At 41.8% G+C, this 23,521-nt stretch carries 17 protein-coding genes; 5 read left to right on the top strand and 12 right to left on the bottom strand.

Annotated elements, in window-relative coordinates:
- Positions 1–80: 80 nt before the first annotated feature.
- Genes BW961_RS11955 through BW961_RS11935 form a run of 5 tightly spaced genes read right to left on the bottom strand, consistent with a single transcriptional unit; the run spans position 81 to position 8,340 of the window.
- The gene (locus BW961_RS11955) at positions 81–3,422 is read right to left on the bottom strand and encodes a GH36-type glycosyl hydrolase domain-containing protein (RefSeq protein ID WP_068587179.1); all 3,342 of its coding nucleotides are present in this window, start codon (positions 3,420–3,422) and stop codon (positions 81–83) included.
- Between the two features lie 55 nt (positions 3,423–3,477).
- Complete coding sequence (gene bglX, locus BW961_RS11950; protein ID WP_068587178.1) at positions 3,478–5,643, bottom strand: beta-glucosidase BglX; 2,166 nt, start codon at positions 5,641–5,643, stop codon at positions 3,478–3,480.
- A gap of 33 nt (positions 5,644–5,676) precedes the next feature.
- Positions 5,677–6,441 (bottom strand): alpha/beta hydrolase, encoded by a 765-nt coding sequence (locus BW961_RS11945; protein WP_068587177.1) that lies wholly within the window; start codon positions 6,439–6,441, stop codon positions 5,677–5,679.
- Between the two features lie 60 nt (positions 6,442–6,501).
- Positions 6,502–7,374 carry a carbohydrate ABC transporter permease gene (locus tag BW961_RS11940; RefSeq protein WP_068587174.1) on the bottom strand — a complete coding sequence of 291 codons (873 nt, stop codon included), beginning with the start codon at positions 7,372–7,374 and terminating at the stop codon, positions 6,502–6,504.
- Between the two features lie 15 nt (positions 7,375–7,389).
- A complete protein-coding gene (locus BW961_RS11935; protein ID WP_068587170.1) occupies positions 7,390–8,340 on the bottom strand; it encodes an ABC transporter permease in 951 nt (316 codons plus the stop codon).
- A gap of 142 nt (positions 8,341–8,482) precedes the next feature.
- Between BW961_RS11935 and BW961_RS11930 the strand changes: the two genes are divergently transcribed.
- The 4 genes from BW961_RS11930 to BW961_RS11915 all read left to right on the top strand — a co-directional run bounded on the left by BW961_RS11930 (position 8,483) and on the right by BW961_RS11915 (position 14,774).
- A complete protein-coding gene (locus BW961_RS11930; RefSeq protein WP_068587168.1) occupies positions 8,483–10,297 on the top strand; it encodes a sensor histidine kinase in 1,815 nt (604 codons plus the stop codon).
- A 1-nt stretch (position 10,298) separates the two neighbouring features.
- Complete coding sequence (locus tag BW961_RS11925; protein WP_068587164.1) at positions 10,299–11,909, top strand: response regulator transcription factor; 1,611 nt, start codon at positions 10,299–10,301, stop codon at positions 11,907–11,909.
- Positions 11,910–12,013: 104 nt separating this feature from the next.
- Entirely contained in the window at positions 12,014–13,696 is a 1,683-nt protein-coding gene (locus BW961_RS11920) for an extracellular solute-binding protein (protein WP_068587162.1), read from the top strand.
- A 241-nt stretch (positions 13,697–13,937) separates the two neighbouring features.
- Complete coding sequence (locus tag BW961_RS11915) at positions 13,938–14,774, top strand: patatin-like phospholipase family protein (protein ID WP_068587161.1); 837 nt, start codon at positions 13,938–13,940, stop codon at positions 14,772–14,774.
- 21 nt (positions 14,775–14,795) lie between these two features.
- On the opposite strand, the gene BW961_RS11910 is transcribed toward BW961_RS11915, so the two are convergent.
- The 7 genes from BW961_RS11910 to BW961_RS11880 all read right to left on the bottom strand — a co-directional run bounded on the left by BW961_RS11910 (position 14,796) and on the right by BW961_RS11880 (position 21,626).
- Positions 14,796–15,716 (bottom strand): VanW family protein, encoded by a 921-nt coding sequence (locus BW961_RS11910; RefSeq protein WP_068587362.1) that lies wholly within the window; start codon positions 15,714–15,716, stop codon positions 14,796–14,798.
- A gap of 93 nt (positions 15,717–15,809) precedes the next feature.
- Positions 15,810–16,592, bottom strand: coding sequence for a tyrosine-protein phosphatase (locus BW961_RS11905; RefSeq protein WP_068587156.1), 783 nt, complete (start codon positions 16,590–16,592; stop codon positions 15,810–15,812).
- Positions 16,593–16,709: 117 nt separating this feature from the next.
- Positions 16,710–17,405 carry an N-acetylmannosamine-6-phosphate 2-epimerase gene (locus BW961_RS11900; protein WP_068587154.1) on the bottom strand — a complete coding sequence of 232 codons (696 nt, stop codon included), beginning with the start codon at positions 17,403–17,405 and terminating at the stop codon, positions 16,710–16,712.
- Positions 17,402–18,322: a dihydrodipicolinate synthase family protein gene (locus tag BW961_RS11895; protein ID WP_068587152.1), complete on the bottom strand. Its 921-nt coding sequence runs from the start codon at positions 18,320–18,322 to the stop codon at positions 17,402–17,404. Before BW961_RS11895 ends, BW961_RS11900 begins: the two co-directional genes overlap by 4 nt.
- A 31-nt stretch (positions 18,323–18,353) precedes the next feature.
- Positions 18,354–19,244, bottom strand: coding sequence for a carbohydrate ABC transporter permease (locus BW961_RS11890; protein WP_244555940.1), 891 nt, complete (start codon positions 19,242–19,244; stop codon positions 18,354–18,356).
- A gap of 11 nt (positions 19,245–19,255) precedes the next feature.
- On the bottom strand, positions 19,256–20,152 hold the full coding sequence (locus tag BW961_RS11885) for a carbohydrate ABC transporter permease (RefSeq protein ID WP_068587149.1): 897 nt from the start codon (positions 20,150–20,152) through the stop codon (positions 19,256–19,258).
- 76 nt (positions 20,153–20,228) lie between these two features.
- Positions 20,229–21,626 (bottom strand): ABC transporter substrate-binding protein, encoded by a 1,398-nt coding sequence (locus BW961_RS11880; protein WP_068587146.1) that lies wholly within the window; start codon positions 21,624–21,626, stop codon positions 20,229–20,231.
- 242 nt (positions 21,627–21,868) lie between these two features.
- Between BW961_RS11880 and BW961_RS11875 the strand changes: the two genes are divergently transcribed.
- Positions 21,869–23,518 (top strand): response regulator, encoded by a 1,650-nt coding sequence (locus BW961_RS11875; RefSeq protein WP_068587143.1) that lies wholly within the window; start codon positions 21,869–21,871, stop codon positions 23,516–23,518.
- Positions 23,519–23,521: the final 3 nt, after the last annotated feature.

The raw sequence follows: 23,521 nt of genomic DNA, 5'->3' as shown, positions 1-23,521 counted from the left end.
TTTGAATATTTCACATTTCAAACATCCAATGAATGAAAAGGTAAGGTATTTAAATGGTATTTAAAGCTCTATGAATTGAATTACATGTAGATTTCAACTATATTCAAATCTGTTGAACGCACACGATCGAACTCTTCCCGATCAATTCGCAATCCACCGGTACGATAACGATTCGCCGTTGTCTCTGTAGCAACATCCTGACCATTTATAGTGACACGATTCTCACCGCTGTTTAAATGATATACAAATTGCACTGGCGCTCCGGCATACTCGAAGTCGAAACGTAGACCATCTAACGATTGCGGTAACACTGGATCAATGATCAGGTTGCCTGCCTCTTGGCGGATACCTAGAGCGTTAGAGATCAATTGATTCATATAGATCCCGGGGCCACTAGAATAAATCTTCCAGCCACCTTTCACAGGTACCTCTCCGCTACGTAATTCATCAAATCGGTCTTGTGCTTCATAACGCGTATTAAATTTACCATCAGAGCTACTGAAATACGCATTACTTTGACGTATTTCAGCGTTCGGAACAACATCTTTCAACCCAATAGGATTGATTCGAGCAAGCCCGCCCCATACTTCATCTTCTTTACCTAGTTTAGCCATCGCTTCTACATAGCGAATATGGGCATGTACATATTGCAGTCCAATCTCACGTCCAAAGTTCGAAGCTTGTTCAGCACGTTTAAAGTGGGTGCTCACGCCTCCATCATATTGTGCAGGACGATTCATTAACCGAACACCGTCTGGACAAAACAATTGTTCACGAATGATCTCATAATGCGACGCCGCTTGTTCAGGGGTCAACAGCTCACTAATCATGCTTCGTGTCATCGGTAACAATCGATATTGTATACCTGTCTCCGTATCACTTGGATGAACCATCAATTTCACCTGTTCAGGGTTATCCATATATAAGAAACCTGGAATAACTTCGGTATGAAGCATGTATTTATTGAAATCACTTTGGATTCCATCCGCCAGACCCCGTAAACTTGCAGCTGAAGTTGGATCAACAGCTTCCATCACGCGCGAGAATTGTTTCAACGTCTGATATGTCAGCGCTACAGTCCAACTACTTACCATATACTGCTTCAATTGTGCATTTGCAGGCTGCAACGTATCATCCCAATCGCCATCCCCGTAGGAAGACAAGTGCGTGCCATGTAGAAAATGATTCTTAATATAATCAATTTCCTTATAAGCATGCTCTAATACTGTAGCTGTCTCTGTTGTGAAATCAAAGCCATGTTTACTTGTATAGGGTACTTGTTGTTCCAATATGCTGTAATCACGAGTAACACTCAAATAATCGCCTAGTACTTTCAGCGGCCATACGATGATGTCTCCATGGCTCTCTTCTTGTTGAATCTTCGTATATTTATCGAACATGAACCACTGCGGCCAGTTGCCATCATCTTCGAACTGGTGAGAGAATATCGTTAACAAAGTGGCACGTACCTGATCATATTTATGAGTCGCCATGAAATATTCGACAGGCCCCTGGCAGACATCACGTGTTCCCCATGCAGCTCCACCATATTGCTCTAGGCCATGTGGCACAGAATAGTGCACAAGCATATTGTGCGTATACCACCAAGCGAGTCCGTTCACCTTAAACAGATCTGCTTCATCCCCATTACCTGCTGACAAATGAAATCCATTCATTACAGAACGGAAGAATTCCCGGTAACGCGCTATTTCTTCATCAACCTGCCGCTCTACTAATGGTAGTTCCCCACCGTTCAGTAGTCCTTGGAAGGTCATCGTCCATTCACTGCTAGCTTCTAACGCAAGCACAGTCAACGAAGCTTCACCCGGTTCAACAGTACTTACGAGCATACGCTCATCTGAAACCGTCATGCTCGTTCCAGTTATATGAATACGATACTCCAAGTCTGGATAAATATCCGCACTTAAGGATGTCTCGTCTGCATGAAATGATAGATAATCACCATGATCCTGCATATGAGAAGAAACTTCATATTCATTGACATTCATTGTAATCTGGTTACTCACTAGGAATCGATAGGATATGCCACGTTCTGAACGTACATTCAATCGAACTTCTGGTGAATCTACCGTCGTAAAGTTAGTGATGATCAATAGATCATCTTGCATTTTATAATACCAACGTACGTAGTTGAAGCCCATCTCGAATAGGGATGGCATCGTCAATAGTCGATACGTACCCTCTAGTTCGATATAGATCCGCTGTCCCGATGTTTTGGGCACATTAAGTGGGTTTCTCGCATTTGTCGTCATTTTATTGAAATTGGTATTTCCAACAACTAGCTGAGAATTAAAAATTCCGTACATATATGAAGTCGTTGTAATAACAGGTTTCTTCAAAGTTACATTGTCGCCACTCATTAGAATATGTCCGTGAGGACGCTCCACTCTTAGCTCTTTCTCCTTCAGAACCACATGCTCATAACGGTCCGTGAAAAAAGCGAGTAAGTCGTTCCCTTCCATCTCCTCTTGCTGACGATCAGGGAATAAACGGTTTATCTCCGTCTTACTCATAGCCTCCGTATGTAGCGGAGTTCCTATAGAAGGCAATAGAGAGACACGTTCCAGAAGTTCTCCACCCTCAAAACTTAGCTTCTCAACTGCTTCACGTGCCTGTGATACTTCCTCACCGAACTCTAATGTAGAAATCGCATTGGGATGGTCTTCCTTACATAATCCGTAAAATACGAATCTAGCTTCTCCATCTAACGTAATACGTTCCGATTGTAAGGCTGTATAGGCAAATTCGTATTGATAGACTTCATTAGCCAAAGTATCTTGCGTTAAACAAGCCGGCTCATTTGTTTCTTTGTATGATAATCCATAGAATTGAAAGCCATCTGTTGAATAGGAAACAACCTTCGTTAAAGATCCCTGTTGAATGTACGGGAATGCGCCACCTTGGGGCTGATTCTGCCTTGAGCAGACAACATATCCATTACGCTCATCTTCAAATACGGTATGATCAATATACTGAGATAAGTAAGCCTCGTTACTTCGAACCGTACCTGCATCTGCGTTCCCCATATCTTGTCCATATATCACGTCTATTTGCTTATGATGTCCCTCGACTTTGACATCCCAGAACCATATCCCTTGCTCTGTAGGCGTGAACATCACTTGATAACGAACAGCTTCAACGATACCTTCAAATACAACGCGATTATCAAACTTACGAACACGACTCTGTGACCTAACTCCAAGCAACGGGTACGCTTTAATTCCCTCTTCATCATGTAATCGCAAATATATATTATTCATCGATCCATCGATTGAATTCGATAACCATTGATTAAGCATTGTTCTTCCATGCATAGCCTGAAACAAATCTCCGCTTGGCAAGAATTTAAACGTTAGACTCCCTGCTTCCAAAGTAAACAATTCGGCATTCTTCCATACCATGTTCTCTCACTCCTACTCTCTGTAAGGTTCATTAGGTAATATGTTGTTTTCTTGTTTACTTCAAAAGACGAAATCTACGCTCACCTGCGTCACGACTATTTGGACCTACAAACACGGCGAACTCACCCGCATCACTTGTGTAGCTCAAATCATAATGATGATACTTAAGCTGCTCCTCTGTCACTGTAAAGCTGACTTCTTTACTTTCGCCCGGCTGTAGTAGCACTTTGGAGTAAGCTTTTAACTCCTTCATCGGTCTAACAACCTCGCCAGTGATATCGCGAATATAGAGTTGCACGACTTCTTCCCCAGCTCTATTGCCTTTGTTCGTGATCTTCGTTGTAATCTGAAGTGGAAGGTCTGACGTCATTTCTTCCGCTGATAGTACCATTTCTTCGTATTTAAATTCCGTATAACTTAATCCATAACCAAATGGATATAAAGGCTCATTCGGGCTATCTAAATATTGTGATGCGTAGCGATTATCTGGTTCGGATTCCTTTTTCGGGCGCCCTGTATTGTAATGATTATAGTAAACAGGTATCTGTCCCACCGACTGTGGGAACGACATTGTTAGACGTCCTGATGGATTCACATCACCATATAGAATGTCTATAATCGCGCTAGCTCCCTCACTTCCTGGGAACCAAGCTTCCAGAACAGCATCTACTTGATCTTCAACACCATGAAGATCTAGCGGACGTCCATTAAACAAGACAACAACCATAGGCTTATCCAATGTACGTAATTTAGCAATCAGTTGAAGCTGTGCTTCTGGCAAACGAATGTCTGTACGACTTCCACCTTCTCCGCTCATAAGTGAGCTCTCACCCAGTGCAAGAACGATAACATCTGATTGACGGGCAACCTCCACTGCTTCTTGCATTTGCTGCTCAGTTATTGTATCGATCCCTGAACCTTCTGCAACTAGCACTTTAGAGGATGTCATTTTCCCCTGAATAGCTTCATTCAAGTTCATAAAACGCTCTTCGGCACCCGTCCATGACCATGAACCAAGAATATCTTTGCTCTGCGCGAACGGACCAATTAGAGCAATCTGTTGCTCTGGTTGAAGTGGAAGAACACCTGTATTTTTAAGTAGAACACATGATTTGGAGGCAAGTTCACGTGAGGCAGCTCTATGCTCATCACAGTATACGATTTCTCGTTCTGCTTCTGGATCAGCTCCACGTAGCGGATTCTCGAACAACCCTAACTTGTTCTTTAATTTAAGTATACGAAGTACTGCTTCATCAATGAGCGACTCGTCCACTTTACCGCTTCTAACGAGTTCCGGTAGATGCTTCACATAACATGAGGTCATCATTTCAATATCAACGCCTGCTTGGACGGCTAAGTAAGCCGCTTGTTCTTCATCTTCTGCAACCCCATGAGCAATCAGCTCAATCACTGCGCCCCAGTCCGAGATAAGTACCCCGTCGAATCCAAATTCCGTACGCAATACATCACGCATCAAAGCCCGGTTTCCTGTAGCTGGGGAACCATGGACCGTATTAAAAGATGTCATTACTAGCTCACAGCCCTCTTCCAAGGCTGCCTTGTATGCAGGTAAGTAATACTCTCTTAATTGTCGCTCAGATAGATCGACTGTATTGTATTCTCGTCCACCTTCTCCAGCACCGTAAGCTGCAAAATGCTTCACACATGCGGCCACACGGTTAACATCAGTCGCTAAATCGTCCCCTTGAAATCCGCGTACAAATGAACGTGCAAATAAACTATTCAAGTACGGATCTTCCCCTGTTGATTCCATCACACGTCCCCAACGTGGATCTCGTACAAGATCAACCATCGGTGCAAACGTTACATGTAGACCCGATACTGCGGACTCCTTTGCAGCAATAGCGGCACTTTGTTCTGCTAAGCCCTGATCCCAAGAACAGCCTATCGCTAGAGGTATTGGAAAAATAGTCTTGTAACCGTGGACGATATCCGCCATGAATAACATCGGAATGCCTAATCTATCATTCTTCAAATGGGTTTGTTGCACTTGAATCACTCTAGCTGCTCCACCAATGCCGAGTGCAGAACCGACTTGATTCACCGTATCTTCAGTAATTCCAAGCGATTCCATCGGTCCAGTAATCTGACCATCTTCTTCCGACTCTACGAAATAAGACACTACCAATTGCAGCATCTGAGCTATTTTCTCTTCGAGCGTCATCCGTTCTAGTAGTCCGGTCAATTGTGTATTATTCATGTTATCCTCCACATATGTTAGTCTATTTCTCAATTATCCTATCGGTAGCCAATCTAATACACGCTGAATTTGCGGGTCCCAGTAATCCCAATCATGTTCACCAGGGCCTTCGTCATACGTCACTTCTATCCCCAAATCTAATGCATATTTTCTAAAAGTCTGATTATTGTCATACAGGAAGTCTTCTGTTCCACAGCTTTGATATAACATAGGCATATCCCCGTTATATGTCTTCAAAGTATCCAATAAATAGAACAGATCATTTGAACTTCCCTTTAACTCAGACACATCACCAAATATAGCGATCAATTCATTGGGTTGAAAATTGTTAGCCCCGTTCATTCGACTGACAATATCTACTCCGCCAGACAGACTTGCAGCAGCAGCATACCTTTGCGGGAAGGAAAGCGCAAGCTTCAATGCGCCATACCCTCCCATTGACATCCCTGCTACAAATGTATCTTCCCTACGCTCAGAAACAGGAAATAAAGCACTGACAATCTTCGGTAATTCATCACTTAAAAATGTAAAGTATGGTGACCCATACTTCATATCTGTATAATAGCTGCGTCCTACACTCGGCATGACCACAACGATTCCTTTATTCTCAGCATATCGTTCAATGAAAGAATGCCTGATCCAATCCGTATGATCTGCACTCAACCCATGCAATAGATATAGGACTGGAAGTTTGCCAGAACCACTTGCCTGAATAGCAGCATTTTGAGGAATAATAACATTAATGCCCATAGATAAGCTTATTGCTTCTGAATAGAACTGACATTGAATCACAGCCAATTCATGTCACCCCCTGCTTAACTGAACTTGCTACTGAGTTTGAACAATTTCCTTTGAGTACTATTCTTTTACCGCGCCAACAACAATACCTGTTACGAAAAAGCGCTGTAGGAACGGATATACTACCAGTATTGGCAAGGCACTGATAAAGATCTGAGATGCCCGAATCGTTCTTTGAGATAGACTAGCAACCGCTTCTGGATCCAACTTCGACATATCCGACATCACGATAATCGTTTGCATGAAACTCGCAAGTGGAAGCTTCGCAGAATCTTTCATATAGATAATACCGTCAAAGTATGCGTTCCAATGTCCTACCATAATGAATAACGACACCGTCGCAATAACCGGCATGGAGAGCGGTAGATAAATACTAAAGAAGGTGCGGAATTGACCTGCTCCATCGATGAAAGCCGCTTCCTCAAGATCTTTAGGAACACCTCGAAAGAAATTCAGAAGTAGAATAATATTAAATACAGCAACTAACCCTGGAAGGATAAGTGCCATCAAGTTATTCATTAATCCAAGCTTAAGAATTAGGATATAGTTGGGAATCAACCCACCTGTGAATAGCATTGTAAAGACGAAATACCAAAGATAGATATTTCGTGCACGGAAGACACGCGTTTCTTTGGAGAGCGCATAAGCCGCAAGGGTATTTACGACTAACGCAAGCCCTGTTCCAAGGACAGTACGTTCTACGGATATCCACAAGGATGAAAGGAAATTAGCGTTCTTAAACGTTTGTGCATAGGCTTCTAATGTGAATCCGATCGGCCAAAATGTCACCAATCCCGCATTTGCAGGGGCAGATGAGCTCATGGAAACCATAAATAAGTGATACAGGGGTAGCAAACATAGAATTGAGAGAATAGTCAAAAATACATTGTTGCATATGCTGAATATTCTATAAGAGAGCGTTTTATGATACATAAGTAGTCATCCTTTCTAGAATATTCGATACCCAGCAAATTTATAGGCGAGACGATAGGATACAATGATCAACATTAAGCTAATGACAGATTTAATTAAGCTGACAGCAGTTGCAAAGCTGAACTGTCCGCTGAGTAGACCTTGTCTATACACGAATGTATCAATAATATCGCCTTGTTGATAAACCAACGGACTATATAAGTTGAATACCTGATCAAAGTTCGCGTTCAACACATTTCCTAGTGCTAAGGTTGCGATAACGATAGCGATGGGTATAATGGAAGGGATTGTGATATGCATCGTTTGCTTCCAACGGGTCGCTCCATCGACCTCAGCTGCTTCATATAACGCTGGATTAATACCAGAGAGTGCTGCTAGAAAGATGATTGTATTGAACCCGAATTCCTTCCATACATCACTAAAGATGATCGTAAATCGGAACCATGCACCATCTCCTAAGAAGAAAATCGGTTTCATCCCTAACACGTTTGAAAGGAACTGATTAACAAGTCCCGTCTGAGAGAGAATTTCAATCAAAATACCTGAAAGAGTTACCCATGAAAGAAAATGTGGTAAATAGACAAACGTTTGAATCGTTCTCTTAAGTGCCATTTTCCTTACCTCATTCAGTAATAATGCGAAAAGAAATGGAACCATTACATTCATGACCATCTTGGAACAAGCAAAAAATAAGGTATTCCAAGCAATTTGCATGAAATAATCATTCTCGAACATATATCTGAAATGTTTCAGACCGACCCAAGGAGAATCGACTATGCCTACTGCTGGTTTATAGTCTTTAAATGCCATTATGATACCTGTCATAGGAATATAAGAAAAAATAAATACTAAAATGGCCGCTGGTAATACCATAAAATGCAGCATCCATGGTTGCTTATAACTTTTTTTTCTTTTAATACTTCGGGTAGCTTCAAGTTTCACCGGTTGTATCGTTTTCGCTTCCATAGCTCTCTCCCCTTCAAAAAATATTTTGTATGTCATAAGAATCTCTGATATATATAGTATCAAGCTGTCTTGTGGGCTGACTATATAACATTGTTAGGATTGATAGGGTTTTGTTAGGGGATATCCGTTGGAGGGGACATTGATGCAATTACAGAGAGGCATTACATTTCTAAAAGAAAAGACACAGGCGAAGTTTAGTCTATTTGTCAAAATGAACACATTGATCATATTATTGTTTATACCTATCATAATCATGTATACGTATTCAAACGACGTCACGTATGATGTTGTAAGTAAAGAGTTACAGATGTCCAACACGAAACAACTCACTTTCCTATCCAGCCAAATTGATTCACGAATGAATCAAATGAAGGATTTCAGCCATATATTCTCCAAGGATCCCAATGTTCAGAAATTCAATGGACTACATATCTGGGAAGATCGGTATGACCGTATGCAGACCCGATATGTGATTCAAGAAAAAATGGTGCTTCAGGCCGGGGTGATGGATATATGGCCTGCCAGATACGCGGTTCATTCTCAACAGAACAAAGATGTCCTATCTAATTACAATAAATCGCCTGTTTACGATGAGGAATATTTAGAGCGAAATATGACTGGAAAATGGACGTACGGCGATGGCGGAATCCAATCCGCTGACGAACTTAAGTCCTTTTATTTGTTCTATAGTGATTCGTTAGCTCAGCAAGGTAAACTAACGGGAAGCAGTCTAGTGATTGAAGCCAGTTTCAGTTATGAGAACATTCAAAATATGCTAGACACATATAAAGCCGGCGGACAGGGTGATCCTTTCTTTTATCACAAAGGCGATACTCCGATCCTGAACCGTAGCGCGGACAAGCAGCTTACGAGCGAATTGATACGTTATCTGGATGGAAAATCACCGGAGAACACCACGCAGGATGTCGTGAAGTTAGATGGTAAAAATTATTTTGTTAGTTCTGTTAAATCTTCCAATTTGGATTGGCATTTGATAGACGTTGTTCCACTCGATCAAATATTAGGACCAATGTCATTTAGTCGTAATTTGTTCTATTTCTCTATGTGCTTGCTTCTTGTCGTTGGTATCGCTGCGTCGATTTTGCTATACCGAAACGTTCAAAGTCCAATCAAAAAGTTGGTTCGCGGTTTACGGCGCGTTCAACGCGGAGACTATTCAGTGCGGCTCCATACCACAAATCATAATGAGTTCTCATTTCTATTTCATCGATTTAATGATATGTCACGTCAAATTCAAGACTTAATTGAGAACGTATTTAACGAAAAAATCCGTGCACGTGAAGCAACGTTGAAGCAGTTGCAAGCACAAATAAATCCACATTTCCTCTATAATTGCCTAGGCTATATTATTAATATGGCTCAGATGAAGGATGAGGAGGCTGTCGTCTCTATGGCATACAACTTAAGCGCTTACTACCGTTATACAACTCGTATGGAACGAGAAACGGCTAGCCTACATGAAGAAATTCAGCTGCTCATCAATTATTTAGATATCCAAAAACTTCGTAATGCTAGAATTGATTATCATATTGATATTCCGCAAGAAATGAGGACACAATCTGTTCCGCGGTTGATGCTACAGCCTATTGTAGAGAACTCTGTCATTCATGGCGTAGCGAAGTCGTATACTTCTGGGGAAATTCGGATCACTGGTGTGATGGAAGATGGCTACTGTAAGATATACATTGACGACGACGGACCTGGGTTAAATCCAGATCAGCAAGAAGCATTAAATCTTAAGATGCAAGAGCCTTTGAAAGAAGAAATGGGTTGTGGCCTCTGGAATACAAACCAACGGATCATGCACCAATTCGGAAATAACTCTCACCTGTATTTCACAAATTCACCTTTGGGAGGATTCCGGACGGAGATCATTTGGAAGATACCAACGGAAGATCAACATCGTAATTATCCATACACACAAGGAGACACTTAACATGCAGATGATAATCGTAGACGATGAAGCTCACTGGGTAGACAACCTATCTATGAACAAACCTTGGCACACACTTGGAATTGAACATGTACACAAAGCCTATTCCGCACATGAGGCGCTTCAAATTATTGATACGCATCCTATCGATATTGTCATATCAGATATTCTAATGCCCGAAATGACGGGAATTGAGTTAATAGAGCGAATACGTATACGTGATAAAAGAATAAAATGTATCATATTATCCGGCCATTCAGATTTTGAATTTGCCAAAAAAGCTGTACAGCATAAAGCTGTAGATTACCTACTTAAGCCACCTACGGATATCGAATTGCTTGGGGCAGTCAAGGCCGCGATCGATCAATTGAATGTGGAATGGGAAACCGTTAGCTCATTCGAACGCACCCAGCATACCCTTCGGGAGAACCTCCCCCTTCTGCGTGGTCAGCTACTCCTTGACGCATTGAAAGGTCACCGAATGCCAGCAGATGAATGGACCCGTAAACTAGACAACTACGGATTGCCGTTTAACTACGGGGACTCCGCCTTGTTGCTAGTCCGGATGGAAGCAGAGTTTGGACAATACAAGAACAACGGTCAGCCATTGATCGAATACGCCATCATCAATATGGCTGAAGAGATTATAGGCGAATACATGCAAGTATGGGGCGTTAAGGAAGATCATGGGTATCTTGTGTTCTTACTTCAGTTAAAAGAAAATAGTGCTGACATAGGGAAAGAAACCCTTTTGGAGAAGCTTTCGTCGCAACTTCAATATAAAGTGAAACAATTCCTGAAAGGATCTCTATCCATTGTCATAACGGAGTGGTTCCAGTTCCCAGAGCAGCTACCGGACCATTTCCGTCAAGCTTCATCTTATTTCCGACAAATTGTTGGTGATGAAAGTGAATTCGTTATGAAGGTCAGTAACTTGGAACAAAACGCTACACAAGGACCTCTTGGAGCGCTATACCTGCCTCCTACTTTCATCAACTTGCTCGAGTCTGGGCGTTGGGAAGCGGCGGAAGAGAAGCTGATCGCAGTATGTGCAGAACTAGATGAGAAATGGTTCGAATCCTGGGAGCACTGTATGGAAGCTGGTTTTTTGATTTCTGCTTCTTTCACTCATCTCGCACACCGAAATGGTCATACCCTCGTTAGTTTACTTGGAACCGATATTGAACCGTTGCAGAATGGAGATGCCTTCTCCTCCATCAGTAAGCTTAGAACGTGGTCTCTCAGTGTACTTGGCAAGTTGAAAGAGGGAACTTCAAATGAAATCAAAGACATCCGATCCCTATATGTGAAGCAAATTCAAGAGTTCACAGACAAAAATTTGCATCTCGATGTTTCATTACGCGTATTAGCTGATCATGTGAACCTGCACCCAACGCACTTATCCAAAATCTATAAGATTGAAACCGGTGAAGGAATAAGCGATTATGTAGCACATCTTCGAATGGATCGTGCTTGCCACAAGCTCAAAACGACCAATAAAAAGGTATATGAAATCAGTATGGAGATTGGATATATGGATCCTGCTTACTTTATAAAAGTATTTAAACGCCAGTTCGGGGTAACCCCGCAGGAATATAGAGACAGTAATAAATAGCATGACAGAGTCCTATCAAAACTAATAATCTCATATAGATGCCCTTCCCCAATCATTGATAAAGTAACACATGTAGAGATCAAACACAGTAGGGGGAATAAAAAATGAAAAAAATCAGAAAATCATGGCAGTTGCTTATGATCAGTTCACTCGTCTTAGTTACTGCCTGTAGTGGAACGTCTAATAAAGACGTAAAGAAAGATGAAACCGCTTCATCGGAAGTTAGTGCATCTGACGCTGCATTTGCCAAAGGTAAATACGATCCACCTATCGACATCAGTACCGTCGTTATGTTCACCGCGCCGAAGAAATATGCTAATGGCGACACTAGAGAAAACAATGTCCACGACCGTTGGATGCTGGAGAAGTTAGGACTTAAGCATAAGGATACCTGGTACCCAGCTGGCGGCGATCAATATAAGCAACAACTTCAACTCGCTATCGCTTCAGGCGAGAAGTTGCCTGATTTCGTATACGCTCCAGGTGACCCTATTCTTACCAATCAGATGATCGATTCCGGCCAGTTCCTTGCAATCGATGAGTTATTTGATAAGTATGCTAATAAAACTTGGCAAAATCATACCAAAGAAAATCCGGAACTATGGTATCCTTTCACGAGAGATGGCAAGAAATACAACCTGCCTATTCTTGAATATACCGACAATGATGATACGTTGTTATGGTTCCGCGAAGATTGGATGAAGAAGCTGAATTTATCTGAACCGAAGACAATCGCAGAATTAGAAAATGTGATGGACAAATTCAAGAACGAGAACCCGGACGGGCTTGCACCTAAGGATGTCTATCCACTCGCAATTACATTGAAGAGCAATACGAATACATGGTTGGGCGGACTTGATTGGTTATTTGGAGCATACGGAACAATCGAAGAACAATGGAACAAAGATGCCGATGGCAATATTGAATATGGTTCCGTTAATCCAGGAGCTAAGCAAGCGCTCGCTAAGTTACAAGAATGGATGGAGAAAGGCTATATTCATCCCGATTCTGCTCTATGGGATGAGAATAAAGCACAAGAGCTTTGGACAAAAGGGAATGCAGGAGTTCTACCAGGCGCGAACTGGGTACCAGATTGGCCAGCTCCAGATTTGTTGAAGAACGTTAAGGGATCCGATTATAAAGCATATCCGGTTCCAGCAGGACCAGACGGAAAAATTGGAACTAAATGGCAGAACTCTGGTGTAAACAGCAGCTTCATGATTAATAAAGATGCTAAACACCCTGAAGCAATTTTCTTATATTACAACTACATGTTAGACAACTTGGCTAATCCTGCAAGCGGAAGCGAATACGAAAACGGCTTCGCCAAAGGATATGACTGGGATGTTGTAGACGGCGTACCGACTAGTAACAAAGATAAAATTGCAACCTACAGCAATGACTTCACATTCATTACTGGACCGGCACGGATTCCAAACCTTTATATGAAGACATTGGTTAAACTTGCGGATGGCAACAAGCCGGAAACACCTTACGAGAAGCAAACCGCAGAATTCCGCAAACCTGAGAACTGGGCTGCTGCAAAAATCGTTATGTCTCAAATGGACATTCGCAAGCAAAACTATTTCACAGGTGCTCCGACACCAACAATGGCTACAAAGTGGAACCTTCTTAAGCAGTCTGAGCTAGAAACATTCAACAAAATCATATATGGCAAACTGCCAGTAGATGCTTTTGACGAATTTGTTGCCAATTGGAAATCAAATGGCGGTGAGCAAGTTACGAAAGAAGTTAACGAATGGTTTAAATCTGTAAATACAAAATAAGCAAACAGTAACAGGCTGTAGATCGGGGAAACCTTGATCTACAGCCTGTTTTTTTGGAATTCATTAAAATTGTTAGCATTCAAATAACCTGTGAGCGCATTACGCATATGGTATAGTAATCGCTTCCAATTTTTAGCTAATATTTCGATAACCCTTGAAATGTGATATGTTAATATCAACATATAATATACATTCAAGTCCGTAATGACCATGTAAACACAAATCAGAGAGGTGATTATATATGCCAAGCTTAATTCTGGAAGGCGGAACCCTTCGTCCTATCTTCAGTGCAGGTGTCATGGATGCACTACTAGATCAGGAAGTGATGTTCCCCTATTGTATCGGTGTTTCTGCTGGAATCAGCAATGGATTTTCTTATATCTCCAAACAAACCCGGAGGAATTTAGATATATTGGAAAAGTACCGCCATGACAAACGTTATATTGGCGTCCGTAATTTTCTACGCAGTCGTAGCTTGTTTGGATTGGATTTTATATTTAGAGAAATTCCTAATATGTTACTTCCCTTTAATACTGAAACGTTTCACAAATATACGGGGCAACTTATCGTAGGTGTTACTAATGCTCATTCAGGAAAACCAGAATATATGAATGGACTAGAAATAGATGATCATTGGACGATGCTCCGTGCCACCTGTGCTCTTCCACTATTCTTTCCAGCGATTGAAATGAACGGAACCAAATATTATGACGGAGGCTTAAGCGATCCGATCCCTATTCGTAAAGCTATTACCGACGGTAATGACAAACATCTTATCGTTCTTACCCAGCCAAAAGGTTATGTTAAACCGATTAGCAAGGAGAATGCGATGGTTGGTAAGTTGTTAAAGCGTAAATATCCGAATCTAGAAGAAATCTTGCTAACAAGACATGTTAAATACAATGAAACTGTCGCTTTCTGTGAACAATTGGAGAAAGACGGGCAAGCGATCATTCTTCGTCCTATGCAATCTCTGAACAGTTTCGAAAAGAATCTCAACACTCTCAAAGATTCGTACCAGCATGGGTACGACATGGCTAAAGAACATATAAATAGCATTCAGAAATTGTTTCTTTGAAAATAACTTAAGTTGATCTTATCACATATGATTAGCATTCAAGTCCTTCGCGATTTCCTCTGGCATTCTTTTAGATGCACTAGGCACTTCTCTACGTGTATGTTTGACCATATCAGAAGAACAAATGATGATGCTCACCTGACCTCCATGTGCGAAAGCTCGGATAAGGATCGGTTGATTATATTTATTCTTAAATGAAAAATCCGGTCCGTACCAGCTTACCGTCGCATCACGTCCAGGTGGTACATAAGGAACGCTCTTACTATGGGAATATCGTTGGATGATCTCTAGACCAGCACGATCTACCGCATTAAAGAGTGTCGATGAGATCTGACAAATCCCCCCACCAATGTCTTCAGATGCTTCTCCTCTTACAATAATGGGCGCACGTAAATACCCCTTTTCCTTTGTCCGTTTCCCAACAACCTCATTGAAGGAAAACGTCTCTTTGGGAAAAACAACTGTATTATTAATGGCTTTGGCAGCCAATCCGATATTGTGAGAACGGTTTTTATTATTTGAATTGTAGTATGTAAAATAGCTACCAATCTTCTTTTCCAGAATGGATTGTAACAGTTCGCTATCCACCCTTGCATGAACACTCCGCAAAGGTACTTCCAATCTAGACAAATCACCCTCAACAATATATCTATAGAACTGCTCTTTAAATATTGTCCGGTTAAGCGTCATACCTGGTTTCTCAGGGATTATTCTGCCTCCCCCATCCATAACAGCATTTGTGGGAGCCAAATATACTTGTTTATCGAGGTCATTCATTAGCACATTTAATTTAACCTCATCAACAAATGTTACTCCGGGAATGGGTAATATGTATGCTGAATGATTCACTTCTGCTATAATTTCTCCTTGATCCTCGATAACCAAAGGTTCCAGTGGGAATAATTGTTGAAATACAAATAAACAAGCCATAAACAAATGCATCCCCACAATCGCTTTCCCCCATATATCAGTATCGATCATAGTATGAATCAAATAAGACAAGCTGATACATAATATTAATCGCAAGCTGACATATTATTTTCGCAAATAGGAACCTAAACGATGTAGTATCCCACCCGACAAGGGTTTCTCGATGGGTTGAATCTCAAAAGATCTGTCGTCAATGACACACTGCGCATTGTTCAAAAAATAGTTCTTCCACGGTTCCCCCATCCGATCCTCGATCACATCATAGGTCTCACGCAACCGAAATCCTCTATGCTCTATATGATGAGCATCCGATGATACGATATGAATAAGGCCACTTTTGCATAATGACCAAGCCAATTTCTCGACTTGTCTACCAAAGCCACCTAGTAACGAATGCGTCGTAACCTGTGCCCAAGCACCTCTCTCAATGAGATCAGCAAGTCGCTTAGGGTGTTTCATAATCTCTGCATTACGTTCAGGATGAGCAATAATGGGTTTAAGGTCTATAATATTTAATTCGTAGATTAGTTCATATATTTCTTTCGGTATACGAGAGGACGGCAGCTCTATCAGCACATAACGAGAGTCGGCTAGCGTAAGCAACTCCATTCGATACCATGCCTCTAACCAGTCACCATGCAACCGAATTTCTTGTCCAGACCGAACGGAAAGAGGCACACCCTCTTTCTTCAACTGTTCGTTGATGTGTCGGGTGTGCTCTATAACTTCAATAGCTGTGTTATTATATTTCCCATTTGCATGATGTGGAGTTGCAATCAACGTTGTAATCCCCTCTTCAACAGCTGCCCTAGCCATATTCAAAGTATCATGCCAGTCCTGTGCACCGTCATCCACGCCTGGCAGTATATGTGTATGAATATCAATCATCTTGAGTCTCACATCCTATGAAAGATATATTGAAGTCACCTAAAAGGTAATCTTTCATTCATTCTATCATATGGAAATATTTAATTAAAATTTACTAGAGAAAATCATATATATCTCTTACTGCCCTACACTGCTAGACTTACTCAAGGCTGCTACATATCGCGCGGTGATCAGCTGCGGGCGGGTAATTGCACTCCCAACAACGACATTTGCTGCACCACATTGGATAGCACGTACGGCATCCTCAGGTGTCCATATTCTTCCTTCTGCGATCACAGGAACCATAACCATTTCACACAATTGCTGCACAAGCTCGAAATCTGGTCCTTCCGCCTGCGTGCTGTATGAGGTATATCCCGATAATGTCGTTCCAATGAAATCAACACCTAGTTTCTCCGCGGCAATTCCTTCTTCATACGTAGAAACGTCAGCCATAACGGCAACTCCGGCCCTTTTAGCATATTCGATTAATGGTTTTACAGCTTCCAAGCGTCCTTCTCGATTAGTAACATCCAACGCCACCACATCCGCCCCTGCTGACACGATCGCCATTACTTCTCTTATCGTGGGGGTTATGAAAATCTCTGAACCAGGTATATCCTGCTTAATAAGTCCGATCACGGGTACTTTCACTGCTTGTTTAATCGAATGAATGTCAAATACGCCATTGGTGCGAATACCAATGGCACCCGACTCAATTGCAGCGATAGCCATTTTGGTTATGGTATCACCGCCATGAAGTGGTTCATACGCAAGTGCTTGGCAAGAAACGATTAATCCTTTGTCTGGAAAAATACGATTGGAAACTATCATAATTCGTTTACCTGAGCGACATAAGTCTTGATTCTCTCATTAAGGCATTGGAGCCGCTCCCAATCTGTTTCAGCTACAGGCAGCAGTGGCATTCTCGGATTACCACTGTCGATACCACGCAATTTAAGAATCGCTTTGCAAGCACCATACAGTGACGGAAATGAAAGCAACTCTGTGATCACATCATTCACAATAAACTGCCATTTCCGTGCCTCCACCATATCCCCTGCCTGGTAACAACGTTCGATCTTCATAAACAACTCTGGCATCACGCCATAGGTCCCTCCAATACCACCATCCGCACCGATGCTACGACCAGCTAAATATTGTTCATCCGGACCGTTGAGCACTAGGAAATCATCGCCTCCCGCTGCCTTAAATTGCTGCAACTCGAACGTGCTTTCCACTGAAATCTTCACACCAATTACCTTGTCCTGCGTAGCCATCTTGGTGAGTAGCGATTTGGATAACTGAAACCCCGTCGTTTGCGGGATATGATATATAATGAAGGGTAGTGAAGTACTATCTATAATGGCCTGCCAATGGGCTTCCACACTCTCGGGAGATAAGCGATAATAGATGGCAGGCACGGCCGATACCGCATGAGCACCTACAAGCTCAGCATGTTGTGCCAATTCCACGCTATCACGCGTAGAAGGTGCTCCAATATGAGCAATGACCGTGAGCTCCCGCCCAACTTCGGATACCACTGCCGCAAGAATGGCTTTACGCTCTTCTAACGATTGTAGCATGCCTTCTCCGGAGCTACCTCCGACATACAACCCGCTTACACCTGCTGTCGCATAATAACGCGCCAACTTCCGAGCTGCACCTGCACTGACCTTTCCTTGTTCGTCGTAACAAGAATACATCGCAACTGTAATCCCCTTGAATCGTTCCAATTGATCTGGCTTCATGATATAAGTCTCTCCTAATGTATAATGTCGTTTAACCTTTGACTGCGCCCATCGTAATCCCTTGTGTAAATGACTTCTGGAACAATAAGAAAATCGCAATCATCGGAATAGAAGCAAATGCAGCGCCGGCCATCAATACACCATAAGGTGTCGTATATTCCCCTTTTAGTGTGGCAACACCAAGCGGTAAAGTCATCATCGGTGTCGACCTCGTCATAATAAGCTGACTGAAATAATCATTCCATGCATTGATGAATGTGAAGATAGCTAGTGCTCCGATTGCGGGTTTAAGTAAAGGCAGAACGATACTGTAAAATAAACGCAGTTCCGAACAACCATCTATTTTGGCAGCTTCTATTAACTCACTTGGTAACGTCTGAGCAAATTGCTTGATCAGAAAGATACCGAACGGCCAACCAATAGCCGGTAATATAAGAGCTTTATAGGTATCTATCCATCCAAAATCAGCGATCATCGTAAACAAAGGAACCAGAATAACTTGCTTGGGTAATGCCATAGCAGCGACAAACATCGTAAAGATAATTTTGCGACCAGGGAATGATTTCTTGGCAAGGACATACCCTGCCATCGAAGCGACCAAGCAAACACCAACCATTTCCCCAAATGCGATGAAGAAACTGTTAAACGTCCACTTCCAGACCGGGTTCTTAAATAGCGTACTGAAATTATCCCATGTAGGTTCGTGTGGAATCCATTGAGGTGGAATTGCTACCGCCACGTTCTGAACTTTGAACGCACCAGATACGATCCAATAAAAAGGGAATATAAACAGTAAAGCAAACACAAACAATAAAATATTAGATAGTACTGCACTACCAGTCATCTCTCGAAGCCATTTTGGTTTTCTTGATTGAACTTGGACGAGATTATTGTTCACATTAATTTGATCGTTCAATTTCATGCTGACCCCTCCTAGTACTCCACATCGCTGCCTAAATATCTGAACTGAATGAATGAAATAATACCGATGACAACAGCTAGTATGATGCCCATTGCGGAGGCAAGCCCAAAGTTCCCTAACATAAACGCCTTCTCATACACGCCGTACATCACCGTTGAAGTCTTGTACAATGGTCCGCCTGCCGTCAGCAATTGAACAATGGCAAACGTTTGAAACGTATTTATGGTCGTAATGACGATAATGTATAAATTCGTAGGCATTAACATCGGCCATATAATTTTTCTGAATATTTGCCCTGATGTCGCACGATCGATCTGTGCGGCTTCAATATAAGAGGTCGGGATATTGCCGACCGATGCCACATATAGAATAATCGGCTGGCCGACAGATGTCGTAATTAATACGGCTATAATCGCGAACAAAGCTGTATGTGGATTACCAAGCCAAGCAATCGGTTCAGCACCGAATAGGCTCGTTATGTAGTTTAGTATTCCAAAATTTAGTTCATAGATCGAAGCCCAGACCACCGTTATACTGACGACAGAGGTCACAGCAGGTAAATAAAAGACACCTCTGAAAAACGAACGCGTGAACTCATTCTTCTTGTAAATGGTCATTGCAACAAAAATGGAGAATGCAATGACAAGTGGGACAGCTATAAAAACGATTAGAATCGTATTCTTCATCGACTGAATAAACGTTTTGTCCTGAAAGAGATGTTTGTAGTTGTCTAAACCAATGAAGTCGAAGTTATTCAACGAATAATCAAAAAAACTGATGTACACCCCTTTTAGCATGGGATACGCTACAAATAGAAGGAAAAACGATAACGCAGGCAATAAAAACAAATAACTGATCAACCATTCCCGCCAGACATGACGTCTTGATTTTAGAATCGTTGCGAACATAAACTGATCTCCCCTTACCCTATGGATGGAAAGGAGCAGCGCACCGTTAGTACGCTGCTCCTAATCTTCTGTTAGCTTATTTTTTTTGGGTTTGAGCTTTTGCTTTTGCATCCGTAATCGCTTTGTTCGCATTAGCGGCGAATGAATCGAGTGCTTCTTTACCCGTTGCTTCACCTAAAAGTACGCGCTGTAATTCAGGGAACCAGAAGGTACGGACATCCGCCCAACCGTCTGCGATCGTTGGAGGATCAGTAATAAATTCACGAGCAAGCTCAGCGTACGCATATTCTGGATCATTATACAGTCCTGTGATCGAGTTACGTACAGACAATCCACCCGTTTGAATCAAGTTTTTCTTACCGTATACTTCATCATTTGCCACGAAATCAATGAATTTCTTAGAAGCAGCAATTTTAGCTTCGTCGTCGTTGTTGAATATTGCCATTCCCCCAAGATAAGGTTCAAGCTTAGGCTTCGAGCCATCTAATGTTGGGAACGGAAGTAACACTTCTTCGAATTCTGCTTTTTTCAGTGTAGCGTTTTGTGCTTTAAGCACAGCTGAATAGTTAATAGTGAATGCTAATTTCCCTTGAAGGAACAGATCGTTAACATCTGCAGCAGCAAGAGCGGCAGATCCCGAAATAACTAACTTGTCTTTCTCGGCTTGTACGATCCAATCAAGTGCTTTCCCTGCATTTTCTGTGTTAATAGCGACCTGGGTGTAATCCTCATTCAAGAATCTCGATATACCAAGGTTTGCAAGGTATGCACGTGTTCCTTGGTCTCCAGCTTGGCTCTTCGCAAAGAATCCGGAAGGAATAACATCTGGTGCTTTTTCTTTAACCGCTTGAAGTGCTTTCTTATATTCATCAAAAGTCCAAGTTCTATCAGGACGATCCAGTGGTAATAAATCCAATGCACCTATTTTCTCAAATATGGTTTTGTTGACTGCCATCATGAAAGGAGCGGTATTAATGGGATACATCACTGTTTTGTCGCCTACAGTAGACTGCTTCCAGAAAGCTGGCGAGATGTCGTTTCTCACTTCATCTGTAATCATGTCATCTAACGGAGCTAGCAGACCCTTCTTGCCCCAGTCGATGATGCGTCCAGGAGCATCGTATATGAGATCAGGTGCGGAATTCGATGCAATAGCTACGTTAAGCTTCTCAGGTCCGCCATCGAACGTAATCATTTCAAGGTTGACCTTGATATCTGGATTCTTCTCATTGAAAGCGGCGATGATTTCTTTCTCATATTTGCCGACTTCTCCGTCAAGTGCCTGAAAGCTCGGGAAATTCCACCAAGTGATAGTAACGGGTTTTGCTTTTTCTGTTTCCCCGCTCGGTTTCTCTTCTTTGACGGTGTTCGTACTTGAATTTGCCGTATTGTTATTCGAACCACACGCCGCAAGCATCATCATAACGAGCATGATACTAATTACAGCTGTCAACCGTTTCATCCTTGCTGCCATTCTTATTCCCCCCAGTAATTAATTCAGAGTAGAAAGCTATTGAAGCGCTTTCAGTTCTTGTATCTAGCATAATTCAAATACTAATATTGAGAAATCCCTCTACTTTTACATTCATGGCTCTATTCTTACTAATCAATTTTATTAATTATTGTGATTAAAATTAAAACTCCTCCTGCCATAATTTTCTTGTATAATGAATGCTAATTGTACTTGCAAACAAAATTCTACTCAAGAGGGATGCTATGTATAAACTGATGATTGTCGAGGACGAACCTACCATACGAGCTGGCTTGAAGCAATATTTCCCTTGGAGTGAATTGGGAGTGAATACCATTGTTGAGGCAGAGAACGGAAAAGAAGGAATTATCATGGCTCTTCGGGAACGACCCGATCTGGTCATTACAGATATTCGTATGCCTGAAGTGGACGGCTTAGAGATGATCGAACAACTTCGCCCAGCGCTACCGGATACGGTATTTGTGTTATTAACGGGATATAACGATTTCGCTTATGCACAAAAGGCCATTAGAATTGGGGGTATACAATCATACTTACTCAAACCCCTTGAATATGATGAAAGTCTAGCAAGCTTGCTAGAATGTCTGAAGGTATTAGAGATAAGGAGACAAGAACAGCAATCCCGCTCCGAATTAGAACAAGAGGCCAAAGAAGCCATGACGCTTTTACATAGTCAGTTCTTGAAACATCTGCTGGAAGATCAGGTCGAGTTGCAACCAGACATGCTCCAACGCCTTTGCGGATTCGAAAGTAAGAATTACATGTTCTATTCTATCGTTGTATCCAATATTCCGCGGCCAGATTCCATTCAAGGAACAAATATGCGTTGGAAACAGCTTGCAGAGCGACTCGTATCGGATGTAGCGACAACCCTATTAAGTCACGATATCCGCAGACAAATTCTTATGTATTATCATAAATCAAAGTTGTACGCGCTTACAATATTCGAATGTCCCAATGGAACGAGATTCGATACTCAAATAGAAGAACAAGTACAAACATTACTTAATCAGCTTAATCTTATAGAGCTTCCAACAACGATGTATATGGCTATGGGACAACCCTTGTCTCAATTGTCTGCAGCTGGTAGATCCCTTCAGCTTGTCGATAAGGCATTATACAAGCGGTTTTCCCAACCGGGGAGATATCTTTTCTTAGAACAAGGTTTACAGCCATCCTCCGACGTACATAAAGAAGTTGCAAGTCATTTGGTCCTTCTAGAATCTCATCTAATACTCGAGGGATTAGAAAAAGGGGATGGTACGCTCACAAGAAAATTGATGAAGCAACTGGCCGACGAATCACGAATGAAATTACCTAACGTATCTAGCGACGAATGGCTTGCCTTTTTACAGGAGATTATTAATGTGACCCTACGGTTTGCCCATAAACATGGTATTGCTGTGGAGGGCGTCTACAGTAACAAGTTACTAACACTTACATTCGTAGATGATTTCCAGACGATTGATCATCTCTTTGACTGGCTGTTCGAGTGGATTATTCATCTGAACACCGTTTATCAACAACAGAATCAATTATCCGTTCCAAAAGATGTACTTATTTTTGAACAAATCAAGAATTTCATCGAGCATCATATTGATCAAGAACTAACGCTTCAAATGGTCGCAGACCGTTTCTTCTATAATCCGTCATACTTAAGCCGTCTGTTCAAAACAAAACTAAATAAAAATTATATGACGTTTGTTACCGAGATTCGAATTCATTATGCACAACAGTGCTTAAAAGATCCGAAGTATCTAGTCACAGATGTATGCAATATGTGTGGCTACAAGAGCTACAAACATTTTGTGAAAATGTTTAGAAGTATCACTCAAATGACACCATCTGATTATCGAAAACAATTGGGATGGTGATGA

The organism is Paenibacillus macquariensis (assembly GCF_900156375.1).
In the GTDB taxonomy this organism is placed as follows: Bacteria; Bacillota; Bacilli; order Paenibacillales; family Paenibacillaceae; genus Paenibacillus_AQ; species Paenibacillus_AQ macquariensis.
This window is presented reverse-complemented; position numbering and strand designations above follow the sequence as displayed.